General features: G+C 69.4%; 24 protein-coding genes and 3 tRNA genes. 13 read left to right on the plus strand and 14 right to left on the minus strand.

Translation table 11 applies throughout. From position 1 onward, the window contains the following. Positions 1-2: 2 nt before the first annotated feature. The 9 genes from GPZ80_RS05380 to GPZ80_RS05420 all read right to left on the minus strand — a co-directional run bounded on the left by GPZ80_RS05380 (position 3) and on the right by GPZ80_RS05420 (position 6,896). A complete protein-coding gene (locus tag GPZ80_RS05380; RefSeq protein ID WP_187218647.1) occupies positions 3-1,034 on the minus strand; it encodes an NAD-dependent epimerase/dehydratase family protein in 1,032 nt (343 codons plus the stop codon). Between the two features lie 13 nt (positions 1,035-1,047). Next, on the minus strand, positions 1,048-1,710 hold the full coding sequence (locus GPZ80_RS05385; protein WP_187218649.1) for a PIG-L deacetylase family protein: 663 nt from the start codon (positions 1,708-1,710) through the stop codon (positions 1,048-1,050). After that, positions 1,711-2,517 (minus strand): sugar phosphate nucleotidyltransferase, encoded by an 807-nt coding sequence (locus GPZ80_RS05390; protein ID WP_187218651.1) that lies wholly within the window; start codon positions 2,515-2,517, stop codon positions 1,711-1,713. Then, on the minus strand, positions 2,514-3,749 hold the full coding sequence (locus GPZ80_RS05395; RefSeq protein ID WP_187218653.1) for a class I SAM-dependent methyltransferase: 1,236 nt from the start codon (positions 3,747-3,749) through the stop codon (positions 2,514-2,516). The genes GPZ80_RS05390 and GPZ80_RS05395 overlap by 4 nt, the downstream gene beginning before the upstream one ends. Continuing rightward, the gene (locus GPZ80_RS05400) at positions 3,749-5,257 is read right to left on the minus strand and encodes a sugar transferase (RefSeq protein WP_187218655.1); all 1,509 of its coding nucleotides are present in this window, start codon (positions 5,255-5,257) and stop codon (positions 3,749-3,751) included. The genes GPZ80_RS05395 and GPZ80_RS05400 overlap by 1 nt, the downstream gene beginning before the upstream one ends. A gap of 435 nt (positions 5,258-5,692) precedes the next feature. Then, positions 5,693-5,766, minus strand: a tRNA-Phe gene (locus tag GPZ80_RS05405). Positions 5,767-5,985: 219 nt separating this feature from the next. Beyond that, positions 5,986-6,059, minus strand: a tRNA-Asp gene (locus GPZ80_RS05410). 62 nt (positions 6,060-6,121) lie between these two features. Further along, positions 6,122-6,194, minus strand: a tRNA-Glu gene (locus tag GPZ80_RS05415). A 456-nt stretch (positions 6,195-6,650) separates the two neighbouring features. Then, complete coding sequence (locus GPZ80_RS05420; protein ID WP_187218657.1) at positions 6,651-6,896, minus strand: hypothetical protein; 246 nt, start codon at positions 6,894-6,896, stop codon at positions 6,651-6,653. 252 nt (positions 6,897-7,148) lie between these two features. Between GPZ80_RS05420 and GPZ80_RS05425 the strand changes: the two genes are divergently transcribed. Together GPZ80_RS05425 and GPZ80_RS05430 are read left to right on the plus strand one after the other, a co-directional pair. Further along, complete coding sequence (locus tag GPZ80_RS05425; protein ID WP_312880128.1) at positions 7,149-7,358, plus strand: heavy-metal-associated domain-containing protein; 210 nt, start codon at positions 7,149-7,151, stop codon at positions 7,356-7,358. Between the two features lie 312 nt (positions 7,359-7,670). Further along, complete coding sequence (locus tag GPZ80_RS05430) at positions 7,671-8,012, plus strand: hypothetical protein (RefSeq protein ID WP_187218659.1); 342 nt, start codon at positions 7,671-7,673, stop codon at positions 8,010-8,012. Positions 8,013-8,088: 76 nt separating this feature from the next. Here the strand turns inward: GPZ80_RS05430 and GPZ80_RS05435 are convergent, their stop codons facing one another. After that, a complete protein-coding gene (locus tag GPZ80_RS05435; protein ID WP_054052713.1) occupies positions 8,089-8,292 on the minus strand; it encodes a cold-shock protein in 204 nt (67 codons plus the stop codon). 377 nt (positions 8,293-8,669) lie between these two features. Between GPZ80_RS05435 and GPZ80_RS05440 the strand changes: the two genes are divergently transcribed. From GPZ80_RS05440 to GPZ80_RS05460, 5 genes are all read left to right on the plus strand, one after another. Next, a complete protein-coding gene (locus GPZ80_RS05440; protein WP_187218661.1) occupies positions 8,670-9,866 on the plus strand; it encodes a L,D-transpeptidase in 1,197 nt (398 codons plus the stop codon). A 221-nt stretch (positions 9,867-10,087) separates the two neighbouring features. Beyond that, a complete protein-coding gene (locus GPZ80_RS05445; protein WP_246476777.1) occupies positions 10,088-11,410 on the plus strand; it encodes an MFS transporter in 1,323 nt (440 codons plus the stop codon). Positions 11,411-11,453: 43 nt separating this feature from the next. Beyond that, positions 11,454-12,035 carry a PaaI family thioesterase gene (locus tag GPZ80_RS05450; RefSeq protein ID WP_187218663.1) on the plus strand — a complete coding sequence of 194 codons (582 nt, stop codon included), beginning with the start codon at positions 11,454-11,456 and terminating at the stop codon, positions 12,033-12,035. 9 nt (positions 12,036-12,044) lie between these two features. Continuing rightward, the gene (locus GPZ80_RS05455; RefSeq protein ID WP_187218665.1) at positions 12,045-13,196 is read left to right on the plus strand and encodes a metallophosphoesterase; all 1,152 of its coding nucleotides are present in this window, start codon (positions 12,045-12,047) and stop codon (positions 13,194-13,196) included. A 438-nt stretch (positions 13,197-13,634) separates the two neighbouring features. Continuing rightward, positions 13,635-14,135 carry a hypothetical protein gene (locus GPZ80_RS05460; protein ID WP_187218666.1) on the plus strand — a complete coding sequence of 167 codons (501 nt, stop codon included), beginning with the start codon at positions 13,635-13,637 and terminating at the stop codon, positions 14,133-14,135. 177 nt (positions 14,136-14,312) lie between these two features. Here GPZ80_RS05460 and GPZ80_RS05465 read toward each other — a convergent pair whose 3' ends face one another. From GPZ80_RS05465 to GPZ80_RS05475, 3 genes are read right to left on the minus strand one after another with little or no spacing between them, the layout of a single operon-like run. Continuing rightward, a complete protein-coding gene (locus GPZ80_RS05465) occupies positions 14,313-17,915 on the minus strand; it encodes a tetratricopeptide repeat protein (protein WP_446678421.1) in 3,603 nt (1,200 codons plus the stop codon). 7 nt (positions 17,916-17,922) lie between these two features. Beyond that, positions 17,923-18,909 (minus strand): glutamate ABC transporter substrate-binding protein, encoded by a 987-nt coding sequence (locus GPZ80_RS05470; protein WP_187218668.1) that lies wholly within the window; start codon positions 18,907-18,909, stop codon positions 17,923-17,925. Next, a complete protein-coding gene (locus GPZ80_RS05475; protein WP_312880129.1) occupies positions 18,906-20,231 on the minus strand; it encodes a GlnX family signal transduction membrane protein in 1,326 nt (441 codons plus the stop codon). Before GPZ80_RS05475 ends, GPZ80_RS05470 begins: the two co-directional genes overlap by 4 nt. A gap of 243 nt (positions 20,232-20,474) precedes the next feature. Between GPZ80_RS05475 and GPZ80_RS05480 the strand changes: the two genes are divergently transcribed. From GPZ80_RS05480 to GPZ80_RS05505, 6 genes are all read left to right on the plus strand, one after another. Next, positions 20,475-20,693, plus strand: coding sequence for a hypothetical protein (locus GPZ80_RS05480; RefSeq protein ID WP_187218670.1), 219 nt, complete (start codon positions 20,475-20,477; stop codon positions 20,691-20,693). A gap of 6 nt (positions 20,694-20,699) precedes the next feature. Next, a complete protein-coding gene (locus tag GPZ80_RS05485) occupies positions 20,700-21,245 on the plus strand; it encodes a DUF5134 domain-containing protein (RefSeq protein WP_187218672.1) in 546 nt (181 codons plus the stop codon). A gap of 92 nt (positions 21,246-21,337) precedes the next feature. Then, positions 21,338-21,721 (plus strand): hypothetical protein, encoded by a 384-nt coding sequence (locus GPZ80_RS05490; RefSeq protein ID WP_187218674.1) that lies wholly within the window; start codon positions 21,338-21,340, stop codon positions 21,719-21,721. After that, positions 21,718-21,873 (plus strand): hypothetical protein, encoded by a 156-nt coding sequence (locus GPZ80_RS05495; protein ID WP_187218676.1) that lies wholly within the window; start codon positions 21,718-21,720, stop codon positions 21,871-21,873. Before GPZ80_RS05490 ends, GPZ80_RS05495 begins: the two co-directional genes overlap by 4 nt. A 10-nt stretch (positions 21,874-21,883) precedes the next feature. Further along, positions 21,884-22,561 carry a response regulator transcription factor gene (locus tag GPZ80_RS05500; protein ID WP_187218677.1) on the plus strand — a complete coding sequence of 226 codons (678 nt, stop codon included), beginning with the start codon at positions 21,884-21,886 and terminating at the stop codon, positions 22,559-22,561. Then, positions 22,558-23,907: a HAMP domain-containing sensor histidine kinase gene (locus GPZ80_RS05505; RefSeq protein ID WP_187218679.1), complete on the plus strand. Its 1,350-nt coding sequence runs from the start codon at positions 22,558-22,560 to the stop codon at positions 23,905-23,907. The genes GPZ80_RS05500 and GPZ80_RS05505 overlap by 4 nt, the downstream gene beginning before the upstream one ends. A gap of 193 nt (positions 23,908-24,100) precedes the next feature. On the opposite strand, the gene GPZ80_RS05510 is transcribed toward GPZ80_RS05505, so the two are convergent. After that, positions 24,101-24,841: a maleylpyruvate isomerase family mycothiol-dependent enzyme gene (locus tag GPZ80_RS05510; protein ID WP_187218681.1), complete on the minus strand. Its 741-nt coding sequence runs from the start codon at positions 24,839-24,841 to the stop codon at positions 24,101-24,103. Positions 24,842-24,878 lie beyond the last annotated feature (37 nt).

Below are 24,878 nucleotides of genomic sequence, written 5' to 3' on the forward strand. Positions count from 1 at the left end.
CGTCAGCCCGTCACGACCGGGCGCATGTCGCCATCGATCGTGCCCTCGGCGGTCCGGTCGCTGAGCCGGGCGAGCCGGGTGAAACGGCGCTCGAACGCGGCCGCGGTCAGCTTGTGCTCGGTGTAGGCGACGGCGAGTTCGCGGGCGCCCGCGGGCACGGTCCACGCGCACTCGAAGCCCGGCATCGCCGCGCGGATCCGGGAGAAGTCGACCCGGTAGGACCGCGGGTCGGCACCCGCCTCGCCGGTGATCGACAGCGTCGAGCCGGGGACGGCGTCGACGACGGCCGCGGCGATCTCGGACACCCGCAGGTTGTTCCGCTCGTCGCCGACGTTGAAGGCCTTGGAGTGGATCGCGTGCGTGGGCGCCGCGAGCACCTCGGCGAACGCCGTGGCGATGTCCGCGGCGTGGACCAGCGGCCGCCACGGCGTGCCATCGGAGAGCACCTTCACGACGCCGGTCAGCAGCGCGTGCCCGACCAGGTTGTTCAACACGATGTCAGCGCGCAGCCGGGGGGAGAAGCCGAACGCGGTGGCGTTGCGCAGGAACGTGGGACTGAAGCTGTCGTCGGCGAGCGCGACGAGGTCTTCCTCGACCCGCACCTTGGACTCCGCGTACGGCGTCACCGGGCGCAGCGGGGCGTCCTCGTCGACCAGTCCGTCGCCACCGCTGGCACCGTAGACCGAGCACGTCGAGGCGTAGAGGAAGCGGCGCACGCCCGCTTCCTTCGCCAGCCGCGCCAACCGGGTCGACGCGTGGTGGTTGATGTCGTAGGTGATCTGCGGGGCCAGCGACCCGAGCGGGTCGTTGGACAGCGCCGCCAGGTGCACCACGGCGTCGAAGCCCGCGAGGTGCTCGACCTCGACGTCGCGCAGGTCGACCGCGATTCCCTTGGGGTCGGCCGGTTCCGGGCCCAGGTAGCAGTCGGCGAACAGGCCGGAGTCGAGCCCGACGACGTCGTGGCCGTGCTCGGCGAGCACGGGCGCCATCACCGTGCCGAGGTACCCCTGGTGACCGGTCAGTAGAACGCGCATTGCCAGTCCCCTGTCAGCTATCGGCGCCGGTGGGCCCGGCGGCCATGATCAGTTTCGTCGTGTGGAAAGCCTCGGCGTAGCGGCTGTTGCACTGCACGCCGCGGATCCGGGCCAGCCCGGCGAAGGTCTCCTCGTCGAACCAGGTCTTGCCGTGCTGCGAGCCGTAGTGCTCGTGCAGCAGGCCGACCTTGTCCGCCAGGACGTCCTCCGGCAGTGGGAAGAACACCTGCGGCTGAGCCAGATCGCTCTCCCACTTGAGAATCTCGTAACCGAGCACCACATGGTTGCGGAAGGCCGTCGGGACGAGCGCCGCCACCCCGCGGTGGTCCTGGTGCGCGTCGTGCGGCGACGGCGCGAACACGAGGTCCGGGTCGCAGCCGCGGCGCACGAGTTCCAGCGCCTCCTTGGCCCGCTCCCAGTGCACCGGCAGGCGCCCGTCCGGGATGTCGAGCACGGTCACCTCGAGTTCCGCCTTCGGACAGAACGCCGCCAGCGCGGCCCGCTCCTCGTCCTCGCGCGGTCCGCCGCCGCCGGTGAACACCAGCGCGACCACCCGGACGCCCGGGTTGGCGCGGCACAGCTCCAGCAGCGCGCCGCCCGAGCCGATCGCGATGTCGTCGCAGTGCGCGCCGATCACCAGCAGTTCGGCGCAGCGGCGCGGGATCAGGCTGAGCACTCAGGACTCCATGGCGACGGGGACCCGGTCCGGGCCCTTGTCCCACAACATCCACGGCCGGTTGTTGTGCGCGTACGCGTCGTTGAGGGCGAAGCGCTCCTTCACCGTGTCCGTCGGCTTCCAGAAGCCCCGGTACGGATACGCGAGCAGCTTGCCCTCCTTCGCGAGTTCCACGCAACCGTCGGCGACCAGGTCCCCGTTCTCCGGGATGTGGTCGAAGATCTCCTGCCGCAGCACGAAATACCCGCCGTTGGACCACAGCGGCATCTCACTGACCGGCACGATCCCGCTGACCCGGCCGTCCTCGCCGAGATCGACGCAGTGGAACGTCGACTCGGGCGGCACGACCATCATCGACGCGCCCGCGTCGGAGGCGGCGAACCGGTCGACCATCACGTCGAGCGGGGCGTCGGTGAGCACGTCGGCGTAGTTGGCGAGGAACATCTCCTCACCCTCGACGTGCTCGCGCACCCGCCGCAGCCGCTCGCCGATGGGCGACTCGATTCCGGTCTGCACGAACGTGATCGACCAGTCCGAGATGTCGGTGGAGAGCAGCTCGACCTGCCCGTCGCGCATGACGAAGTCGTTGGACTCGGTCTCGCGGTAGTCGAGGAAGAAGTTCTTGATGTGGTGCGCGCCGTAACCCAGGCACAGCACGAACTCGCGGTGTCCGAAGTGGGCGTAGTAGCGCATGACGTGCCAGATGAGCGGTCGCGGGCCGACCAGGGCCATCGGCTTGGGCACGTCGTCGTCCGGGCCGGAACGCATGCGCATCCCGTAACCGCCGCAGAAGAGAACGACCTTCATGACCCCACCTCGACGATTTCCAGATTCGGGATGGGGAAGACCAGCTTCCCGCCCCATTCGGCCACATAGGACAGTTGCTCGGTCAGTTCGGCGCGCAGGTTCCACGGCAGGACAAGCACGTAGTCGGGCTTGTCCTCGGCGATGCGCTCCGGTGCGCTGATCGGGATGCGCGTGCCCGGGGTGAAGCGGCCGTGCTTGTACGGGTTGCGGTCCACTGTGTACGCGAGCAGGTCGGGCCGGATGCCGCAGTGGTTGAGCAGCGTGTTGCCCTTGCCGGGCGCGCCGTAGCCGACCACCGTCTCGCCGCGCTCGGCCGCCGCGGTGAGGAAGCTCAGCAGCTCCCGGCGCACCCGCGCCACCCGCTGGGCGAACTCCGCGTACCCCGACAGCTCGTGCAGGCCCGCGGCCTTCTCCCGGGAGAGCACGTCCCGCACCCGCGTGCTCGGCTCGCCCGCGACCTCGTCGGGACGGGCCCAGAGTCGGATGGAGCCGCCGTGGGTGGGCAGCAGTTCGACGTCGACCACGGTGAGCCCGCCGCAGGCGAGGGCGCGCTGCGCGGACGCGACCGTGTAGTACTGGAAGTGCTCGTGGTAGATCGTGTCGTACTGGTTGAGGTCCATCAGGGTGAGCAGGTGCTGCACCTCGATCGACACCCAGCCGTCGTCGGCGACCATCGCGCGCAGGCCCTTGGTGAAGCCGATGACGTCCGGGATGTGCGCGTAGACGTTGTTCGCCACGACAAGATCGGCGGGGCCGTGCTCGGCACGCACCTCGGCGCCGGTCTCCGGGCTGAGGAAGGCGCTCTTGGTCGGGACGCCCTTCTCCCGGGCCGCCGTGCCGACGTTGACCGACGGCTCGACCCCGAGGCATGGCACCGAGCGGGCCACCAGGTGCTGCAGCAGGTAGCCGTCGTTGCTCGCCACCTCGACGACGAACGACGACGAGTCCAGCTCGAGCCGCTCGACCGTCTCGGCGACGAAGGTCCGCGCGTGCTCGACCCAGGACGTGGAGTACGAAGAGAAGTAGGCGTACTCGGTGAAGGTGTCCTCGGGGCTGATCAGCGGCGGGATCTGGGCGAGCCAGCATTCCGCGCATACCCGCAGGTGCAGCGGGTAGGTGATCTCCGGTTCCTCGAGCTGCTCAGCGGTGAGGAACCGCTCGCAGGGCGGGGTGGCGCCAAGGTCGACGACGTCGGCGAGGTTCGTCGAGCCGCAGAGTCGGCACATCATCATCAGTAAGCCCCTTGACCGCTGAAAACCGCACGCATTGTCTTCCACAAGATCACCGCGTCGAGCGCGAGCGACCAGTCCTCCACGTACCGCAGGTCGAGCCGGACCGACTCGTCCCACGGCAGGTCGCTGCGCCCGCTGACCTGCCAGAGGCCGGTGAGCCCCGGTTTGACCAGCAGCCGCCTGCGCACGTCCGGCTCGTACCGGGCGCACTCCTCCGGCAGCGGCGGGCGGGGGCCGACCAGCGACATCTGGCCGAGCAGCACGTTGAACAGCTGAGGCATCTCGTCGATCGAGAAGCGGCGCAGCACGGCGCCGGAGCGGGTGATCCGCGGATCCTTGCGGATCTTGAAGAGCAGACCCGCGCCTTCGTCGCACGCCTCGAGGTCGTGCACCATGCGGTCGGCGCCGACGACCATCGTGCGGAACTTGACGATGGTGAACTCCTGGCCGTCCTTGCCCACGCGGCGCTGGCGGTAGAACACCGGCCCGCGGCTGTCGAGCGCGACGACGGCGCCCGCGGCGATCATCAGCGGAAGCAGGAGGGTGAGCAGGACAAGCGCGCCGACCCGGTCGACCACGTCCTTGACGACGCGGCGCACACCGGTGAACGCGGGCGCGGTGACGTGCAGCAGCGGCATGCCGAGCACGGCGCTGACGTGCAGCCGGGGTCCGGCCACCTCCATCAGCATCGGGGCGACGACCAGATCGGCGCCGCTGCCTTCCAGCTTCCAGGCGAGTTGCTGCAGTCGCTTCGGGGTCCAGTACGGGTCGGGGGCCACGGCGAGGATGCGGTAGCCGCCGCGACGAACGTGCTCGGCGACGTCCTCGATGCGCCCGACCACGGGCACGCCGTCGAGGTCGACGTCGAGGGCGTCGGAGGTGCAGGCGGCCTCGACGCGCCAGCCGAGGTGCACCGACTGCTTGGTGCGGGTTATCAGGTCGAGCGCAGCGGTGGCGTTGCCCGCGACCATGACCGGCAGCAGGCACTGGCCTTCGCGCCGGGAGCGGTGCAGCAGCTTGCGCAGGGCGTAGCGCATGGGGAACGCCAGGAGCCCGACGGCGGGCACCACAAGGAAGACCCAGGGCCGCATGGTCTCGACGCTGAATGCGAGACCGCCGAGACCGAGCGCCACGTCGGCGTAGAACAGCCCGCGGCCCAGGCGCGCGAACTCCTCAGCGCCCTGACCGAGCGCGGAGCGGTTCCACGACCGGTTCATCGCCACCGAGCACAAGACCACCGCGACGGTGATCAGGCCGAGGATCAGGGTGCGCGGGACGGACAGTCCCTGGCTCGAACCCACGAGCGGACCGATCGCGACCACGACAAGGATCGCGCACAGCGCGTCGCTGACGATCACGGACCGGCGGTAGCGGTGCTCCCAGGTCGAGACTGGCGGCGAGGAAGGTTCGCCTGCGGGCAAGGGCGGTCGGGATTCGCGAGGTGTATGTAATCCCGCCTCCGAAGATCTTAAAGATCTTCGTCGCGGGAACCCCACTTGGTCACGCATTGTGTTCCCCCGGTCAGCCGGAATGGGCGTGCGGCACTGCGGAGCCTCCCCGACGGGCCCCTGCGATGTTCTTGAAAAGTCTGCTCAACGGAGGTGTCGAGTCCTCCGACCGAATCCTCGCGTTCGTACCTTGATTCGTTAGGGCCGACGAAGCCGTTACACGCACAGTGAGTTTTTCGGTAACCCGTAAGGATGAATTCAAGTTAGGTTTCACCGCTACTGCACGCAACGGCACTACCACGGGCACCTGGGCAAACGGGCGCGAACGGCGATCCACTGGCCGTTTCCAGCCGTCTTCCAGCCGGTTCGCCGCCCCGAACGGGTGACGCGCTGTCGGACAGTCACGGAAGGGCTCCGCAGAGCCCCACCTCTAATGGAGCAACACGCAAGAAGGCCGCCCCGGCGACGGGGCGGCCTTCTTGTCGATCACTCTTGTGGCCAGGGGCGGGGTCGAACCGCCGACCTACCGCTTTTCAGGCGGTCGCTCGTACCAACTGAGCTACCTGGCCGTACCACTACGAACAGTCACTACCGTACTACAACCGCACATGCGAGCTGACACCTCGATCTAACACGATCGCGCCCCCGATACCGAAAGGTGCGACCCACCAACAGAACCAAGCTGGTTCCGCAGGCCGCCGCACCGTGGGGGTCTGGGGGTCGCCCCCCAGTGCTTCGGCGAGCGCCCCTGTCCACGATTTCCGTGGACAGGGGGCACCCAAAGCTCGCGACCCAGACGGGACTCGAACCCGCGACCTTCGCCGTGACAGGGCGACGCGCTAACCAACTGCGCCACTGGGCCTTGCTTTACTGCCGCACTACTACTGCTGTCACTTCTACTGCTGTACTGCGCTAGCCACTACGTACTCCCAACGGGATTCGAACCCGCGCTGCCGCCTTGAAAGGGCGGAGTCCTAGGCCGCTAGACGATGGGAGCCCGACCGCTCGGGCGGACCGATCGACTGCGCTTCCAGAGGCTACCGGTTCTGCTTGCTGGTATTCGCTGGGAGCATGGATAGCTTAGGGCACACCCCCCGGGTCCTCCAAAACGGGTATTGCATTGTGCCTCTGAGCTGCGAAAACGTGATCTTCAGGCGGCCCGGAGGCCGATCAAGCCCCCGGGTCGGGCACGACCCGGGGACACGATCACCTTCATGGAGCACGCATCCGGGCCCTCGCCGTCGCCCGCGAGGGAGGCGTCAGGGTCGAGCGCGTCAGGAGGAGCAACCGGAATAGTCGATCATGGCGAGGGCTCGGGGTGTTTTCCGAAGTCGGGCAAGATCGACAAAAGCGGCGTGGAAATTCGGAACCGAATGCCGCTCGCAATTCACCGGGGTGTCATTGACAGCGGCCGCGCGACGACCGGAGGTCCGCGCGCGGCCGGGGTCGGCGACTACCGGCGGACGGCGGGCAGGCCGTCTTCACCTTCCACAAGTCCGAGCATTTCGAGCAGCTCACGGCAGTCGTCGGCGTCGGTCGAGCCGCGAGCGACGGCCAGCCTGGCCCGTCGCACCTGCTCGTCGGACACGCGTGCCGAGTCGCCGGACCGCGGCGCAGGCACTCCTGTCGAGAATTGGCCGGACGTGCCGAGGCTGTCCTGCTGAAGAAGGAAGGACCGCACTTCGAGTGACCCGCTCATATCGCCTCCCCGAATTGTTTGGCGTGAGGCTATGAGAGATCTCGCTCCGGTCACAGCCCCCCGGAGAGTGAACCGAGTACACGCCGGGTAGCCGAACGTGATCGATTTTCTTGATCTGTGCCGAGTTTGGCCAGTAGATCACCAACTTCGCCGTCACCTGAACGGCGCAACCAGGCCCCGCCAGTGTAGACATTTACCCCCTAGGGGTATTGTTGCCTGCAAGAACCACCATCCGTCGAGAGGATTCCGCCCGTGTCTGTTCAGACCGTCTACACCGTCACCGGCATGACGTGCGGCCACTGCGCCAGCTCGGTCACCGAGGAGCTCACCGAAATCGAGGGCGTCACCGACGTCGCGGTCGACCTGGCGAGCGGCGCCGTGACCGTCACCAGCACCACGGCACTGGAGCGCGAGGACGTCGTGTCCGCGGTGACCGAAGCGGGTTACCAGGTCACAGCCTGATCGCTCCCCCGTGCGGGTTATTTACCGCGAGATTTACCGCTGCGCAATGCGAACATCAGGTGAACATTTTCCCTCGATTTTTCCCACCTTGCCCCTCCCGCAGGACGAGTGCGCGTGCAACAATCGACTTGCTGACATACCCCCGGTCAGCGCCTGTGGAGATCCCCTCCGGCCCCCGCGTTCCTCCCCCTGGCGCGGGGGCCTCTCCATGTCCGCAGGTCAGCGGCCTGCTCGCGGGTGTTCATCAGATCGAGAGGTGTGTCGACCCTCACAGAGGAGGCGCCGCCGCAACCGATTCGTTATCCTCTCCCGGTGCCTTTTCCCTCTTTCGGACGCAGCCGTACCGACCTCAAAGCGGTCGGCACCAACACGGGACGTCACCGTCCCCCGCACCGTGAGCAGAATGAGGAACTCCTGCCCGACGTAGAGCTGGAGAACTACCTCGCGGCTCTCTCCCCCGAATCGGACAACGAGACGACGGCCACCGGCCGCCGCTTCGGCAGCGCCGAGGTCTACCAACTGCGCCTGTCGCTGATGGCGAACGAGCAGCTGCGCGAACTGGCGGCCTACCGCCAGACGTCCCCGATGGCGCTCGCCCAGGAATGGGTCATGCAGCGCCTGGAGTGGGAGTCGCAGCAGCTGCAGCGCTCCTGACACCAACCACGCACGAGAGCCCCGGTCGTGGGCGACCGGGGCTCTCGTGGGGTGAAGAGGACTTCGCGGGCGGAGATTACAGCGGGACGACGTTCGTTGCCTGCGGGCCCTTGGTGCCCTGGCCGACCTCGAACTCGACGCGCTGGTTCTCCTCGAGGGACCGGAATCCCTTGGACTGAATCTCCGAGTAGTGCACGAAGACATCGGCGCCGCCATCATCCTGCGCGATGAATCCGAAGCCCTTCTCGGCGTTGAACCACTTGACTGTGCCCTGTGCCATAAAACCTGCCTCCATCGCAGGAGCTTGGGGCTGCACCATGCAGCCCCGGGCCGCCCTCGGGCGGTGCTCCCGCCCAGTCCGACGAAAGCAGCGCGCCCGCGTTGTCGTTCCGCGAGCGTGGAAAGCACGAACACAGAAGCTACGGCCTGCAAGGCAAAGAATATCGAGATGTCGTGGGCCGCACTACTGCCTGACGGGCACCCCGCTAGCCCAAGCGGGTGATCTACACCAACACGCTCCGAACATCTGTCGACCGCCCATAAAACTCCCGCCAAAAGCAACTGATGTGGCGTGAGTCACACCCCTATCCAGCCAACTTCGGGACCCTCTACAGCGTCGTAATGGGTGTCAAGGGCACAGGGGGAAGGGAAAGCGACATGGGCGGGACAAGGCACTCGGGGAGACGGTGGATCCCCGCCACGCTGTTAGGCGCCGGACTGGTCACGGTCCTCGCTCTGACCGGCTGCACCACGACCGGCGCGGGCACGGCGGGCGTCGGCGGCGTCGGCTTGGTCGAGCAGCCTGAGCCCGCGAAGCTCACCGTCAGCCCGGCCGCCGGCGCCAAGGACGTCGGACCCGGTGGACCGATCACGGTCAACGTCGCCGACGGCACCCTCGAGAAGGTCACGCTCACCAACGCGGATGGCAAGCAGGTCAAGGGAGAGTTGGCCGCGGACAAGAAGTCCTGGAAGGTCGGCGAGGACCTCGGCTACGCCAAGACCTACACGTGGTCCGGCTCGGCGCTGGGCGCCGACGGCAAGAACGTCCCCCTTTCCGGTTCCTTCACCACGGTCAAGCCGAAGAGCCAGATCAAGGCGAGCCTCAACACCGGCGACAACCAGACCTACGGCGTCGCGATGCCCATCGCGGTCACGTTCGACGCGCCGGTCAAAGACCGGGCCGCCGTGCAGAAGGCGCTGACCGTCGAGACCTCGGTCGACACGGAGGGCGCCTGGGCGTGGCTCAGCGACCGGTCGGCGCACTGGCGTCCCAAGGAGTACTGGAAGCCCGGCACGAAGGTCACCGTGAAGGCCGACACCTACGGCATCGCCTTCGGCAACGGCGCCTACGGCCGCAACGACGTGACGTCGACGTTCACCATCGGCCGGTACCAGGTCGTCGAGGGGAACACCCAGACCCACCGGATGGTCGTCAAGACCGAAGCCGGGCAGACGCACGACTTTCCCGCCAGCTTCGGCCTCGAGTCCGACCCGGGCCGGGTCACCAAGAGCGGCACGCACGTGGTGATGAGCAAGCACGCGTCGTACGGGATGACGAACCCGAAGTACAACTACGAGAACGTGGTCGTGCCGTGGGCGGTCCGCATCTCCAACAACGGCGAGTTCATCCACGGGTACGCACCCTCGATCTGGGCCCAGGGCAAGCAGAACGTCTCGCACGGCTGCATCAACCTGGCCCCCGCCAACGCGAAGCTCTACTACGACACGGTTCTTCCGGGCGACCCGGTGGAGATCACCGGCAGCACCCAGCAACTCGGCGCACAGGACGGCGACTACTACGACTGGGCCCTGTCCTGGGAGAAGTGGCAGAAACTGTCCGCCGAAGTCGCCTAGAACGTTCCTCCAGGGTGGCCACCGCCGAAGCATTCACCGCTTCGGCGGTGGCTTTTGTCGTGCCCCTGCGGCATTCAGACGCCGCCTAAGGAAACCCGACCACGGCCGCCCCCAAACCGCACCATCAGACGCCAGGTGACCAACTCTCAAGATTTCGGGGAGGCGGACTAGTGGCTTTGTCTTGCCCTGCGGCTTTTCGGGTGCCGCGTTACGGTCGGGCGATGTCGGGGAAAGGGCAGGACGAGCACCTGATCCGCCGGGCGGTCGCCGCGTCGGCGATGGGCAACTGCATCGAGTGGTACGACTTCGGCGTCTTCGGGTTCATGCCCGCGGTGCTGGGCGCGGTGTTCTTCAACGCCGCGACACCCACGGAGAATGTGCTCGGCACGTTCGCGGTCCTCGCGGTGGCGTTCATCGCGCGACCCTTCGGCGGCTTCGTGTTCGGCCCGCTCGGCGACAAGATCGGCAGGCAGAAGGTCCTGGCCACCACGATCATCCTGATGTCGGGCTCGACGTTCGCGATCGGGCTGTTCCCGTCGTACACGACCGCCGGGATCGTCGCGCCGATCCTGGTGATCCTCGCCCGGCTGATCCAGGGATTCTCCGCGGGCGGCGAGTACGGCGGCGCGGCGACGTACATCGCGGAGTACGCGCCGGACAAGCGCCGCGGGTTCCTCGGCAGCTGGCTGGAATTCGGGACGCTGACCGGGTTCTTCCTCGGCGCGGCCGTGGTGACGGCGTGCACCGTGGGCCTGGGCGACGAGACGATGCTGGCCTGGGGCTGGCGGCTGCCGTTCCTGATCGCCGGGCCGCTCGGCCTCGTCGGGCTCTACCTGCGGCTCAAGCTGGAGGACACGCCGCTGTTCCGTGAGCTCGAAGCCGAGCACCACGTCGAGAAGTCCCCGCTGCGCACGGTGATCACCACGCAGTGGAAGGCGATCCTGCACCTGATCGGCTACATCGTGCTACTCAACATCGCCGACTACGTGATGTTGACGTACATGGAGAGCTACCTGACGAACACGCTCAAGCTGGACGGCCACGAGCCGCTGTTCGTGATCATGGGCGTCATCCTGGGCATGATGGTCGTCATCACCCCGATCGGCGCCCTGTCCGACCGCATCGGGCGCAAACCGCTGCTGTACGCGGCCTGTCTCGGCTTCATCGTGCTGCCGGTGCCCGCGTTCAAGCTGATGGGCACCGGCAGCACGGTCAGCCTGACAATCGGGCTCGCGATCATCGGGCTGCTGCTGACCTTCCTGCTGGCCACGATCCCGTCGGTGCTGCCCGCGATGTTCCCGACCGAGGTCCGGTACGGCGCCTTCGCGATCGGCTACAACCTGTCCACCGCCCTGTTCGCCGGGACGGCGCCGTTCATCGTCACCAAGCTCGTCACCTCCACCGGCGACCAGCTGATCCCGGCGTACTACCTGATGGGAGCGGCCCTGGTCGCCGTCGTCCCGATCATCCTGCTGCCGGAGACGGCCGGGCGGTCGCTGCGCGGGATCACCAGCAGCACGCGGACGCCGCAGCCGGTCTCCTGACCGTGTGCCAGACCACAGAGGACTCGCCGCTTACGCTCCGGGGATGAGCCGTGCACCTGAGCCGTGGCCGCCCGTGGAGACCGACCTGCCGCAGCGGCATGCGGACGCCCCGGACCCGGGCACCGACCTCCCGCCGCACTACGCCCACTGCTTCGGCTGCGGCGACCAAGCCGAGGACGGCCTGCACCTGCGGGCCACGGTCGGCGAGGGCCACACCATCCTGTCCCAGTTCACCGTCACCGAGGCCCACCAGGGCGCGCCGGGCCTGGCCCACGGTGGCCTGCTGGCCTGCGCCTTCGACGAGGCGCTCGGCACGACGGTCGGCAACCTGCTGCGGTCGCCCGCGGTCACCGCGAAGCTGGAGACCAGCTTCCTGCGGCCGGTCCCCGTGGGCACCACGCTGTTCATCGATGCCCACCTCGACGGCATCGCGGGCCGCAAGATCTACGTCAGCGCCGACGGTCGCCTCGACGCCCCCGACGGGCCGATCGCGGTGCGGGCGCGGGCGCTGTTCGTGCTGGTCGACCTGAGCCACTTCGTCACCCACGGCCGCAAGGAAGACCTGGTCGCCGTGGCGAAGGACCCGAGCCTGCTCAGCCACCGTCCCTTCGAGATCAATCCGTAGGCTGACGGGGTGGTCTTCCTCCTCTTGGCGCTGCTGGTCGTCGCGGTACTCCACGCCTACGCGTGGAAGCGGCTGGTGCTCGACATCGCCCGGACCCCGCGGTTCCGGAAGGCGGGCACCGTCGCGCTCGCGGTCCTGGCCGTGCTGCTGGTCGCGGCCCTGGTGCTGCCGCGCCGGATCGGGATCGACGCCGCCCGCTGGATCGTCTGGCCCGGGTATCTGTGGTTCGCGGTGCTGTTCTACCTGTTCGTCATCCTGATGGTCCTGGAGATCCCGCGCTTCGTGGCGAACCGGTGGCCGAAGGCCACGGCCACCGACGAGAGCCGCAGGCTGTTCCTGGCCCGCGGCGCGGCGGTCGTGGCTGCCGTCGCGGCCCCGACCACAGTCGGCGCGGGCATGGTCTCGGCCCTGAGCGCCCCCGAGGTCAAGCGCTTCACGGTGCCGATCCGCAGGCTCGACCCGACGTTCGCGGGCTTCCGGATCGCCGTGGTCAGCGACATCCACCTGGGACCGATCCTCGGCCGGTCGCACGCCGAGCGGCTGGTCCGGATGATCAACGAGACCCAGCCGGACCTGGTGGCCATGGTCGGCGACCTGGCCGACGGGACGGTGGCGGAACTGGGCCACGCGGCCGAGCCGCTGCGCGACCTGGTCTCGCGCGAGGGGACGTACTTCGTCACCGGCAACCACGAGTACTACTCCGGCCACCAGCAGTGGATCACCGAGCTGGAACGGCTCGGTCTGCACTACCTCCGCAACACCCGCACTCAGATCACCCGGGCGGGCAAGACGTTCGACCTCGCGGGCATCACCGACCTCACGGGCAAGGCGTTCGACGACGGCCCGGACGTGGTGGGTGCCCTGCGTGGCCGGGACGAGACCAAACCGGCTGTCCTTCTGGCCCACCAACCGGTCCAGGTCACCGACGCGGCGCGGGCCGGGGTGGACCTGCAGCTGTCGGGACACACCCACGGCGGGCAGTTGTACCCGTTCCACCACGTCGTCGGGCTGGCTCAGCCCGCCGTGTCGGGTCTGTCCAAAGTGGACGACACCTGGCTGTATGTGACCAATGGAGCGGGTTTCTGGGGCCCGCCGGTCCGGGTCGGCGCAGCGCCGGACATCACGGTGCTGGAACTCGTGAGCGCCCCGATCATCCGCTGAGCGAGCAGGTTCACCCCATCGGGAGACGCGTCGACACGGGCGAGTCGTAACACGGGCTGCTCACGATGTCGGATTGTGTGACGCCGCAACCGTCACCGTCTCGTCGATCCAAAGCCGCATGTCCGAAGCCGATCGCTGGCGAAACATAGTGCGATCACAATGTTTTCTCAGATCACACGTACGTGACGGTTCATTCTATTGGGGGACATGACGCTCCAATGAAGAACGCGGTGCGTATTCAAACGAATGCCTGGCAACGTTTCGAGCGCCACGCGGGCCGTGTCGCATTTGCCCACCGCGCGTCGAACTCACTATGGTTTCGGCTCGTCGGGCGGTTATCGACTCTCACGGGGTCGAATCACGTTTAAGTAGCGCATCGCGTCGCCATTGCGATATTCGGAGTTCTCGCGGTGCGCGCAACATCAAGGAGCAATTGAAGTGCTGAAGAAGATTGGCACGGTCGCCGTTGGCGTCGCGGGCGGCCTGTTCATGCTCACCGGCATGGCCTCGGCACAGGCGGGCGAGCCCGCCGGCGACTTCCCGGATGGCCCGCACCTCTCGCACGGGCACGGCCACAACAGCCTCGTCCACGTCGGCGACACCAGCCTCGCGAACGGCTCGCTGAACAACGTCGGCCAGTGCATCGCTGTGCCGAAGCCGCAGGTCCCGGTTGCCGTGAACGGAATCGGCGCCGCTGTGCCGGTCGCCGCTCAGGACATCAAGCCGCCGGTCGCCCTGCCCGAGATCAACGTGCTGGGCGGGCACAACGGCGACTCGACGACCACCACGTCGGTCGTCGACCAGACCGGCAACAACTACTGCACCGGTGGCTCCGGCAACGGTGCGGGCAGCGGCACCGGCCACGGCTCCGGTGACGGTGCCGCGGCTGGCGCGGGCGACAGCAGCAACGCCGACGGCGCGGGCATCTTCACCGGCTGATGATCAGTCGCTGTGAGCTCGGCGTTTTGCCGATCCGCGCGATAGCTCCCGCTCCGAGCACGGAATGAATCCGTTCGGAATCAAATTCAGCGCGGGTGCGACTTCGACTGAAGTCGCACCCGCGCTGATTTGTCAGTTCGGCGTCGACGAAATTCGACGATGTCGAAATCTCGCGGATCAGGTGAAGGTGCGCGGGCGGATGGCGTTGGCCTTGTCGACCAGGGCGTGCCTGTGTTCCGGTGTGCCCGCGAGCCGGGCCAAAGCCCGGTAACAGCGTTCCAGGCCGAAGCGGAGTTCGCGCTCCGCCAGGTCGCAGCCGAGGACCTGGCGGTTCGGGGTCGCCGGGTGTGCGCCCGGCTTGCCCGCCTTGACCCAGTTGTAGGCGGCCTCCAACACGTCGGCGGACAGCCGCGTCCGCCGTTCCGCGTCGAGGACCAGGCGTTCCAGCCGCGTGGCCGCGTCGTGGATGTCCGGCTCGGCGACCGGGGTCTGGCCGGTCGGCCGAGTCTTGACCTTGATCGCGGCGACCTGCGCGGACACGTGGTGGCTCGAGGTGTCCGGAACCGAGTGCAGGACCTCGATCGCCCCGTTGCGGGCGCTCTGCGCGAGGTACACGCGGGCCAGGCCGAAGGCGGCGCTGACGTAGGAGTGGTCGGTGCGCCAGACCAGTTCGTAGTAGCGGGCGGCGGAGAAGTGGTCGCCTTCCTGCTCCGCGCTGGCGGCCAGCGCGAGCTTCGGGGCGATCTCGCCGGGCACCGCGTCGTAGACGTGCTCGAAGGACTCGCGGGCGGCCTTCGGGTGTCCACCGGCCAGGGCGATCAGGCCGCGGTACCAGTGGGGGCGCCAGTCGGCCGGGTCCGCGACGAGCCTGCGGGCCGCGTCGAGCTCCGAAGACGCCGCGCGCGGATCACCTTGCTCCATGCGGGCTTTGACCAGCCGCAGCCGCACCTCGATGGAGTCCTGCGGAGCGGCGGTCAGCGCCGCGACGAGTTCCGCGGGCTCGGTGGCGGTGATGCTGGCGAGGACGGCGGCGGCCGGGTCATCGGTGTCTATCAGCGGAAGTGGCAGGACGGAGGCCACGTCTGCGGGGCTCGGCAGCGGCAGCGGCTCGGGGCCCTCGGACACGACGGAGCCGAACGTCCTGGTCTCCACACCGAACACAGTGGACAGTCCGGGCCGCGGCCTGCCGGTGCCCAGCGCCATGACCTCGCGCAGCACGCCGGTCAGCTGGTCGGCCATCTCCTCCGCGGAGGCGAAGCGCTGCAAGGGATCGGCGTGTGTGGCCCGTTTGAGGACGCGGTAGTAGCTGCTGAACAGCGCGAACAGCGGCTCGGCGTCCGGCCCGGGCAGGGTGTGCTTGTAGCGGCTCGTGTAACCGGCGAACTCGATCGACAGGACGGCGAGGGTACGGCCGACGGTGTAGATGTCGGAGGCCACCGTGGCGCCCTCGGTGGCCAGCTCGGGCGCGGCGTAGCCGGAGGTGAAGAACAGCGGGCTCTCGTAGTCGTCGGTCTTGCGGACGGCTCCGAGGTCGATCAGCTTGAGCTGCTCGCCGTGCTGGATCACGTTGTCGGGCTTGAGGTCGCAGTAGAGCATGTCGATGCTGTGCAGGTAGCCGATGGCGGGCAGGATCTCCAGCCCGTAGGCGATCACCTGCCCGATCGGCAGCGGCTCCGCCCGGCCCGCCTCGCGGTGGTGCTCAAGCGCGAGCTGGCGCAGCGACTGGCCGCCGACGTACTCCATGACGATGTAACCGACCAGGTTGCCGGTGTTGGGGTCCGGGTGCTGGACGAAGTTGTAGATCTTGACGACATTCGGGTGCTCGACCTCGGCGAGGAACCGCCGCTCGGCCACGGCCGAGGCCATCGAGGTCGCGTCGCCGGTGTCGATCATGCCCTTGAGGACCACCCAGCGGTCGCTGACGTTGTGGTCCTTGGCCAGGTAGATCCAGCCGAGGCCGCCGTAGGCGATGCTGCCGAGCACCTCGTACTGGCCGCCGACAAGGTCGCCGCGGAACAGCCGGGGGCGGAAGTTGAAGGTCTGGCCGCACTTGTGGCACTCGCCCTCGGCCGGACCGGGCTGACCGTCGGTGCCACGGCCGACCTCGGCGCCGCAGTTGTTGCAGAACCGCTTGTTCTCCGAGACCGACGGGTCGTCGAGGACCGCGCTCGCCGGGTCCTTGACCGGCACCACGGGAACGTCGACCAGGCCGGCGCCGAGCCTGCCCCGCCCACTGGCCCGCGACGCGGTGCGCCTGCTGGTGCCGGGGAACGAACTGGACCCGGTGGTGATCGGCCCGGACTCGGTCCGCTGCGCGAGCGGGTGGGGTGTCTGCTGGGGTTCCTCCGGCGGCTTGGGCGGCACGATGCTCTGGGTGAGCGTGTGCATGCCGAGCACGCTGGTGGGCTGCGGGTCGCCGTCGCTCAGGGCGGTGTCGGGGAGGACCCCGGGCTGACGCGGGGCGACCGGGGGCAGCTCCTGCTGCCAGGGGGCGCCGGGGAACGTCTCGGGCTGCCGCCGACCGGCGCCGCGAGGCGGTTCGCCCGGGCGTGCGGGTTCCGCGGGGGCGTCCGGCTGGCCGGTGCCGCGTGGGTCGTGGTGGCCAGGCTGCGGGCGGGGCCGCGGGCGGCGGCCGTGCTGAGCGGGCGGCGGCTGGCCTTGGGTGCTGGGGGCACCCGTCTGCTGCCGACCCTGGCTGTTTGGCGACTGGATGCCTTGGGGCGGTGTGCCCTGCTGCCCTTGCGATCCCGCTGAACCGTGCACACCCTGCGGCACGGCGCTCTGCCCCTGCTGCGCAGGCCCCTGCGAGCCCGGCGAACCGAGTGACGGCAGACCCTGCGGCGGGGTGCCCGGCTGTCCCTGCTGGGCATGCGGCGGCTGGCCGGGTGCACCGAAGGGCTGCTGGGCGGTCGATCCCGGAGCGCCGGGGGAATGGTTGGCCGGTTGCGCGGACCAACCCTGCTGGGGGCCCCGATGGCCCGGCTGCTGCCCTTGACCAGGGTGCATGGGCTGGCTCTGCGGGTAGGGCCTGCCCTGGGTGGCCGACGGGTGCGGCTGCTGCCACCCCGGCTGCCCCTGGGTGGCCGAGGGGTGCGGCGGCTGCCCCGAGGACTGCGGATGCGGCTGTCCCTGGGTCCCGGGCGCGGGTGGTCGGGACTGGGGTTGGCCGGGGCCGCCGAACGGCCTGCCCGCGCCGCCCTGCCCGGGATGCCCGCCCTGCTGCGGTCGAGGCTGATGTCCTTGCCCGGCAAACGGTTGCTGCCCCTGGGTGCCGGGTCGCGGCTGTGGGGACGGGTGCGGCTGCCCGTGCGTGCGCGGCCCCTGCCCGGCGAACGGCGGCTCGGTTGAGCCCGTCGTGGACGGCGAGCCCGGCCCGCGCGAATCCGAAGAAGCCTGCCCAGCCAACGAAGACTGCGCAGCACCCGACTGGCCACGCGAATCCTGGGAATACTGCGCGCCGATCGGCGGCTCGGTCGAGGCAGGCCCACCCGACGGCGACTCGGTCTGACCCGCCTGCGACTCGTCGTGCCCGGCGCGCGAGTCGGCTGGGTCCGCGGCGGTGTGCTGGCCTGGCGCACCCGCGGGGCCGTGGTCCGCGGAACCGGTGGTCGCCTGCGGCCTGCCGGGTGAGTCCGCCGGGGTCTGCCTGCCCTTGGCGGTCAGCGGCGCCGAGCCGGAACGCTTCGGGTCGGCGTCGCGCTGGATCTGCCACTGGAGTTTCTCCGGGCGCGGCTCGGGCTCCTCGCGGGGCTCGTCGCCGGGGGGTGTCCACTGTGTCATCTCGGCCTCAGTCCCGGTACTTGACCGTCGGGGGCGCGGCCTGTTCGCCCGCCTGGGTGAGCCAGCGCCCATAGCTGGCCGTCCACGAGCCGCTCGCGATCGACTTCTCCAGCACGCCGTTGACGAACCGGACCATGTCCTCGTTCGCTTTGGGGATGCCGATGCCGTAGGGCTCCTCGGTGAACCGCGGTCCGACCATCTTCACGTTCGGGTCCTGCGCGACCATGCCCGCCAGGATCGTGTCGTCCGTCGACACCCCCGCGACCTGTCCCTGCTGCAGCATCAGCAGGCAGTCCGTCCAGTTGTCCACCGCGACGACCTCCGGCGGGGCAGGGGAGTCGCGCAGCTTGTTGAGCGACGTGGACCCCTTGGCCGCGCAGACGCGCTGGCCGCGAAGCTGGTCGACCCCGCTGATCTCGGAGCCGCGGTCCACCAGCAGGCGCTGGCCCGCCACGTAGTAGATCGCGGAGAAGTTGATGTCGACCCAGCGGGCGCAGGTCGCCGTCATCGTGCGGACGACGATGTCGACCTCGCCCTTCTGCAGCGCGGGGATTCGGCCCGCCGAAGTGATGACCTTGAACTGGACCTTGTTGGGATCGCCGAAGATCGCCGCCGCGATCTCGCGGACCCGGTCGATGTCGAAGCCCTCAAGCTGGTTCGTGGTCGGATTGCGGAACCCGAACAGGAAGGTGTTCTGGTCGACCCCGGCGATGAGCCTGCCGCGGTCCTGGATCTTCTTCATCGTGGACCCCTCCGGCATCGCGCCGGGCCCGGGCATCGCGCCGGGGCGCAGGCTGGCCGTGGGATCGCACGGCGGGACCTGGGTGGTCGCACCGGTCGTCGTGGGCGGGTTCACGACCACGCCGACCGGCTCGGGCCGCTGGGCGGACTGGACGACGGCCAGGTCGACCGGCTTGCCCGCCGCCGAGCAACCCGTAGACAACACCGCCAGCATCGCCAGCGCCGCTACAAGTGCCGCTGTGGCACGCCTCATCGGTACTCCCGCAGTCGTTCCCGGATGCCGAGCAGGATCCCGGCGGCGGCGATGATCGCCAGCACGACGACGCCCGGGACCAGGCCGGTCAACGCCGCACTGGCGTGTTTGGTCTGGGTGAAGAACTCCTCGCGGCCCGCGTTGAGGGCCGTGATCAGGTTCTTGTCGAGCTTGCCGAACGCCACGGCCGAGCTGTCCGGCGCGGCGCCGATGGCCATGGCGACGGCCTCCTCGTACTGACCGCCGTCGTCGAGCTCACGGATCTTCTTGTGGGCCGCGATCCACGTGTCGGCGTTCGCGAGGGCCTGGTCGACCTCGCCCGCGATCGCCGGGCTGGAAGCCAGTTCCCTGGCCTGGCGCAGCAGGTTGCCCCGGTCGCCACCGCTGAAGGTGACCGAGAGTTCCTGCCATTCCTTCTCGTATCCGGGCCCGTCGCCGCGGGCGACCAGGGTCAGGGTCTCGTCGGCGCGGCACTTCAGCGAGTTGATCCTGGCCTGCACAAGTACGTCCACCTGCTGCGAGCCGTTGCGTTCGCCGTCGGCGACCTGGGTCGCGCCGATGATCAGCGCCGCCGAGCCCCACACCAGGGCCAGGGCGATGGCGAGTGTCGAGCCGAACAGGCCGACGTTGAGCAGCCGGTTGGTCTTGCGGGTCAGGTAGCGCTGGGTCATGACGAGCGCGGCGAGCAGGGCGACGGTGAGCACGAGTGTCGTCCACGGGAACGACCTGGCCTCGGCCTGGCCCGCCTTGAGCCGTTCGTAGTCGATCCCGTAGAGCTGCTCGGCGGCGGGCAGGATCTTCGATCGCATCAGCCCCGACGCCTCGCGCAGGTACGCCGCACCTGCCGGGAAACCCTGGCGGTTGTTCGCGCGCGCGGTCTCGATCAGTCCCGTGTAGACGGGCAGCTGCTGCGAGAGCGTGTTGACCTGCTGCTCGGCCAGGGAGTCGCCCGCCACGTCCGAGGACGCCTTGCCGAGGGCGGCGCCCGCCTGGGCGATGTCGAACTCGTAGCGTGACCGCAGGGCGGCGGGCTCGACACCGCCGGAGAGGAACGCACTGGCCGCGGTGGCGTCGGCGTCGGACAGCGACCGGTAGATCTGCTGCGCGGCGGCGGTCAGGGGCTCGCGGTGGTCGGTGAGCTCGTCGAGGGTCGACTGCTTCGTCTGCAGAGTCACGGCCGCGAAGATGCCGGTGAGCACGGTCAACAGGAGCAGGCCGACCGCGATGAGGCTCAGCCTGCCAGGGGTCGTCGTCGCCGAGTGCGTCACTCGGCGCAACGGGGAAGCCTGCCTGGCCTCGGCGGTCACCACGGATACGTCCACGGGAGAACAGTCAACAACACGAACCCGCCCACCACGCCCGCTTTCCCCCGGCGGTTACCTGGCTGTGACGCCGGCACTTGTCGAAATGAACCTAGTCGACCCCCATCGGGCAGGCCACCACGGCTGGATTTAACCTGCCGCGTCGTCATGGCGACGGTGAGTCACCAAACGTCCTTCTTGCGCGCAGGGCAATCGCCTGGTTGCTCTCTGGTTCTGCCCGCCCGGCTCTGGGACCGTCGTTGTATGACCAGTGATCACAACATGCGGCATGTCGCCACGTTCTGCGGCCAGTGCAGCTGTGGCTGCCCGGAGCTGTGGATCGATCCGGACGCACCCGACGAGAAGCGGGTGGTCATCACCGACGACTTCGGCCAGCGCATCCAGATGAGCGTCGGGCAGCTCACCGACCTCGTGGCCGACGTCAAGAACGGTGTCCTCGACGAATTGCTCATCCCGAGCTAGCCCACCGTGGCCACCTGGCTCGGGTGGACCTGCACGGCGGCCTTCCTGGCCGTCGCCGGGTATGCGGTCGCCCGGCTGGTGGTCGCGTGCCGCACGCCGGGCTCGACCGGGTGCCACCGTACGGTCGACACCGCCCACGCGCTGATGGCGCTTGGCATGGCGGTGATGTGCTCGCCGGTCGGCGGGCCGCTGCCGATGGCCGGGTGGCAGACGGTCTTCCTGCTGCTCACGGTCTGGTTCCTGGTCCGCAGGGAGCCGGTGTCCGGGTGGCACGGCGGCGGGCTGCACCACGCGGTCGGCGGTCTGGCGATGCTCTACATGCTCACCGCCGTCCCGCACAGCGCCCATGCGATGGCGTCGGCCTGGAGTCCCCGGATGGCCGGGGAGCAGGCGGCGCTGCCCGTGCTCGGGTGGATCTTCGTCGGCTATTTCGCGGTGCAGGCCGCGCGGCTGGTCCGGGTGAGCCTGCGGTCGGACACGCACCGGGTGGCGGCGGGCTGCCAGGGCGTCATGGCGGTGGGGGCGGGCGGGATGATCCTGGCCATGCTCTGAGAGTCCTTACATGACTCGAACCCTTTCCTGGCGTCTCCTTGATCCGGCTCTGTGACAGTCATGTCATCGGGTTCGTCAAGGGAGGAACTGCCATGCGGGTCAAGCAGTGGGCCGTGGTCGCGGCCATCGTCAGCGGGGTCAGCCTGATCGGCGGCGGGGTCGCGGCGGCGCAGCCGAGCGAGCCGGTCACCATCACCCTGAGCCCCGAACAGGTCCAGAACCTGTGCGAGAAGCGGCTGCCGAAGGCGGAGAAGCGGATCGCCAAGCTGCTGGCCCGGATCAACGGGGACGCGCAGGTCAAGGGCTCCGTGGCGTGGCTCAAGGCGCGGGCGGAGAAGGAGCGGGCGGCGGGCCGGGAGACCAGCGCCCAGGTGCTGCGGGAGCGGGCCGAGCGCCGGGCGGGCCGGGTCGAGCAGCTGAACAAGGCCAATGACCGGGTCACGCAGTTCCAGTCGAAGCACTGTGGTGCCAAGTGAAGCGCGCGGTGACCATCGCCGCCCTGCTGTTGGCCTGTGTGGCGTGCGAGCGGCAACCCGCCGCGCCCGCGCCCGGTTCGTCGGGCACCTCGGACCTCGATCAGATCGAGTCCACCCTCGACGCCATCGAATCCGAGCTTGCCGGGGATTAGCCTGACCGCCATGGAGTCCCGTGGGCTGGTGCTCGTGGTCGAGGACGACCCGGCGATAGCCGAACTGGTCACGCTCTACCTGCGCCGAGACGGGTTCGGGGTGCAGGTGGAGAGCGACGGGGTCGCGGCGCTCGCCGCGGCCCGGCGGGTCAAGCCGGTCGCGGTGGTGCTCGACATCGGGCTGCCCGGCATGGACGGCATCGAGGTCTGCCGCGCCCTGCGCAAGGACGGTGACTGGACCCCCGTGCTGTTCGTGACCGCCCGCGACGACGAGGTCGACCGGGTGCTCGGCTTGGAACTCGGGGCCGATGACTACGTGACCAAGCCGTTCAGCCCACGCGAACTGGTGGCGCGGGTGCGCACGGTGTTGCGTCGGGCCAACGGACCGGGCGCCGCGGAGGTGCTCTCGGCCTGCGGGACCCGGCTCGACCTCGGCGAGCGTCGCGTGTGGACGGACGGCGGCGAGGTCGCGCTGACGTCGACGGAGTTCGACCTGCTGGCGCACCTGATGCGCAGGCCGGGGCAGGTGTTCGACCGGGCGCAACTGCTGAGCGCGGTCTGGGGTTACGCCGCGGCGGCGGGCACTCGCACTGTCGACGTCCACATCGCGCAGCTGCGGGCGAAACTGGGACCGCACTGTCCGATTAGGACCGTCCGGAGCGTCGGCTATGCGGTGGAGCGCCGGTGAAGCGGGCGTCGATCGCGGTCCGGATCACCGCGCTGGGCCTGGCCGTGGCCGGGGTCGTCGCCGTCGTCGGCGGGCTGGTCTCCGCGCGGCTGGTGGCGCAGACCGCGCGGGAGGTGACGAGGCAGACGCTGTCCGACCAGGCCGACGTGGTGGCGGGTCAGCTCGCCGACAGCAAACTCGGCCTGCGCCGCGTCGTCGAGGTGCTCGGCGGCCAAGGCGTGGCGGTGGTTCAGGTGCGGCCCAACGGCAACGTCGTCAGCTCCGACGCCACCGCCGAGCGCGCGGCGCGGAAGGCGGGCATCGCCGAGCTGACCGGGCCGGTGCACACGACGATCGAGATCAACGGGCGGGTCCTCCTCGTCGAGCTGCGGCAGGCCGACCCGCGCGGGGCGATCGGGCTGGTCCGGGAGACGGAGGCGGCGAAGGGGGTCGGTCGGACGCTGATCCGCAACATCGTCGTCGCGCTCGGCCTCGGCCTGCTGGTGGCCGCGGTCGCCGGGCTGGTCCTGGCCCGGCTGCTGTCCCGGCCGCTGCGCCGCACGGCCGCGGTGGCGACGTCGATGAGCCACGGCCGACGCGACCTGCGGGCGCCGGTCGACGGCCCGCGCGAGGTGGCGGAGGTGGCCGCGTCGGTGAACGAGTTGGCGGACGCCCTGCACCGCAGCGAGGCCAGGCAGCGGGACTTCCTGCTGTCGGTCTCGCATGAGCTGCGGACGCCGCTGACGGCGGTCAAGGGCTTCGCCGAGTCACTGGCCGACGGCGTCGTCACCGGCGACGCGGTCGCCGCGGCAGGCCGCACGATCGACCAGGAGGCGAACCGACTCGACCGCCTGGTCGCCGACCTCCTCGACCTGGCCCGCCTGGGCGCCGACGACTTCCGCCTCGACGTGGTCGCCGTCGACCTCACCGCCCTGGTCGCGGAGACGGCGACGGTCTGGTCGGCCCGCTGCGCCACCGCCGGAGTCCGCTTCGCACTGGAGGCCCCCACCGAACCGGTTGTCGTGCACGCGGACCCACGTCGGCTGCGACAGGTGCTGGACGGCCTGGCCGAGAACGCCCTGCGCGTCACCCCTTCCGGCAGGCCGATGGTGCTCGCCCTGACCCGCACGGCTGGGGTGGCGGTGCTGCAGGTGCGCGACGGCGGACCGGGACTGGCGCCGGAGGAGTACCCGGTGGCGTTCGCGCGGGGGGTGCTGAACGCGCGCTACAGCGGGAGCAGACCGGTGGGGACGGGGATCGGGTTGGCGCTGGTGCACGGGCTGGTGAGCCGGATGGGTGGGGCGATCGAGGCGGGCCCCGCCCCGGAGGGCGGGGCTGCCTTCACCGTCCGCTTCCGAACCGCCTGATCGTGCCGGTAGTCCTGGGCCGAACTCGCCGATCAAGGAAATCGCGGCGTCACCCCTCCGCGCAAAGCCCCCGCCCACCCAGGGGGGACGGCCCTTGGCCAGTCTATCGGCTGGTGGGGGTGGGTGGGCGGGGCTCGCGGGGACTGTGGACAGGTCGGGATGGGTGTGGATCAGTTGGGTCCTGGACTTGCGGTTACTGGGTGGCGCCTTTGAGGACCGTGTAGAGGGCGTCGACGGCGGACTGGTCGCCTTCGGTGGTGACGGAATCCTCGGCGGCGCGGCGCCAGAGCCAGCGGAGGAGGGTTTCCGGGTCGGCGCGGACGGTGGCGTCGGCGGGGCCGTCGGCCGCCTCAAGGGTGATGACCTTCGAGTCGAGGTTCACAAGCCAGGCCGAGTCACCGGTCTCGACGCGGACGCGCTGGCCGGTCAGGTCGTCCAGGGCGCCGGCGAAGTCCTCACGGAAGTGGTGGGACGCGAAGGCCAGGAATCGTTCCAGGACCTCGTCGACCCCGTCCACCGCCAGGTCCCGCGGGATCGGGGCGCTCTCGACGCCCGCGGCGAGTTCGGCGTCGACGCGGTGGATCACGGTTTCCTGGGCCATGCGGCGGATCCAGAACGCGACGGTCTGGTCGGGTGGGAACCACGTCACCGTGACATCCGAGGGCTGTCTGTGGCCGAACTGGGCGAGCAACTTGTCGTAGCCCCGGTCGAGGGCGGCCGGCGGGTCCTCGCCGGTCAGATCCGGCTGCGGCTGCCGGGCGTCGTGCTCCATTGTGGCGGCCTTGTGCGAGTAGACCTGGGCGACATGGCGGACCAGGTCGGTCATGGTCCACGGAGGACAGGTGGGAACCTCGGCGTCGGGTGCCGAAGCCGCGACAGTGCGCAGGCGGGCGAAGTCCGAGGCGAAGCAGTCGAGGTAGCGCTGGGAGTCCATATGGCACACCCAATCACCTGCCATGGCCCTCCCGCGT

The sequence above is a fragment of the Actinokineospora xionganensis genome, assembly GCF_014323725.1.
Taxonomy (GTDB): domain Bacteria; phylum Actinomycetota; class Actinomycetes; order Mycobacteriales; family Pseudonocardiaceae; genus Actinokineospora; species Actinokineospora xionganensis.

Coding starts and splice junctions, on each gene's coding strand:
- GPZ80_RS05380 (WP_187218647.1), bottom strand. CDS start 1,034: ATGCGCGTTCTACTGACCGGTCACCAGGGGTACCTCGGCACGGTGATG.
- GPZ80_RS05390 (WP_187218651.1), bottom strand. CDS start 2,517: ATGAAGGTCGTTCTCTTCTGCGGCGGTTACGGGATGCGCATGCGTTCC.
- GPZ80_RS05395 (WP_187218653.1), bottom strand. CDS start 3,749: ATGATGATGTGCCGACTCTGCGGCTCGACGAACCTCGCCGACGTCGTC.
- GPZ80_RS05400 (WP_187218655.1), bottom strand. CDS start 5,257: ATGCGTGACCAAGTGGGGTTCCCGCGACGAAGATCTTTAAGATCTTCG.
- GPZ80_RS05420 (WP_187218657.1), bottom strand. CDS start 6,896: ATGAGCGGGTCACTCGAAGTGCGGTCCTTCCTTCTTCAGCAGGACAGC.
- GPZ80_RS05435 (WP_054052713.1), bottom strand. CDS start 8,292: ATGGCACAGGGCACAGTCAAGTGGTTCAACGCCGAGAAGGGCTTCGGA.
- GPZ80_RS05440 (WP_187218661.1), top strand. CDS start 8,670: ATGGGCGGGACAAGGCACTCGGGGAGACGGTGGATCCCCGCCACGCTG.
- GPZ80_RS05445 (WP_246476777.1), top strand. CDS start 10,088: ATGTCGGGGAAAGGGCAGGACGAGCACCTGATCCGCCGGGCGGTCGCC.
- GPZ80_RS05450 (WP_187218663.1), top strand. CDS start 11,454: ATGAGCCGTGCACCTGAGCCGTGGCCGCCCGTGGAGACCGACCTGCCG.
- GPZ80_RS05465 (WP_446678421.1), bottom strand. CDS start 17,915: ATGACACAGTGGACACCCCCCGGCGACGAGCCCCGCGAGGAGCCCGAG.
- GPZ80_RS05470 (WP_187218668.1), bottom strand. CDS start 18,909: ATGAGGCGTGCCACAGCGGCACTTGTAGCGGCGCTGGCGATGCTGGCG.
- GPZ80_RS05480 (WP_187218670.1), top strand. CDS start 20,475: ATGACCAGTGATCACAACATGCGGCATGTCGCCACGTTCTGCGGCCAG.
- GPZ80_RS05490 (WP_187218674.1), top strand. CDS start 21,338: ATGCGGGTCAAGCAGTGGGCCGTGGTCGCGGCCATCGTCAGCGGGGTC.
- GPZ80_RS05500 (WP_187218677.1), top strand. CDS start 21,884: ATGGAGTCCCGTGGGCTGGTGCTCGTGGTCGAGGACGACCCGGCGATA.
- GPZ80_RS05510 (WP_187218681.1), bottom strand. CDS start 24,841: ATGGACTCCCAGCGCTACCTCGACTGCTTCGCCTCGGACTTCGCCCGC.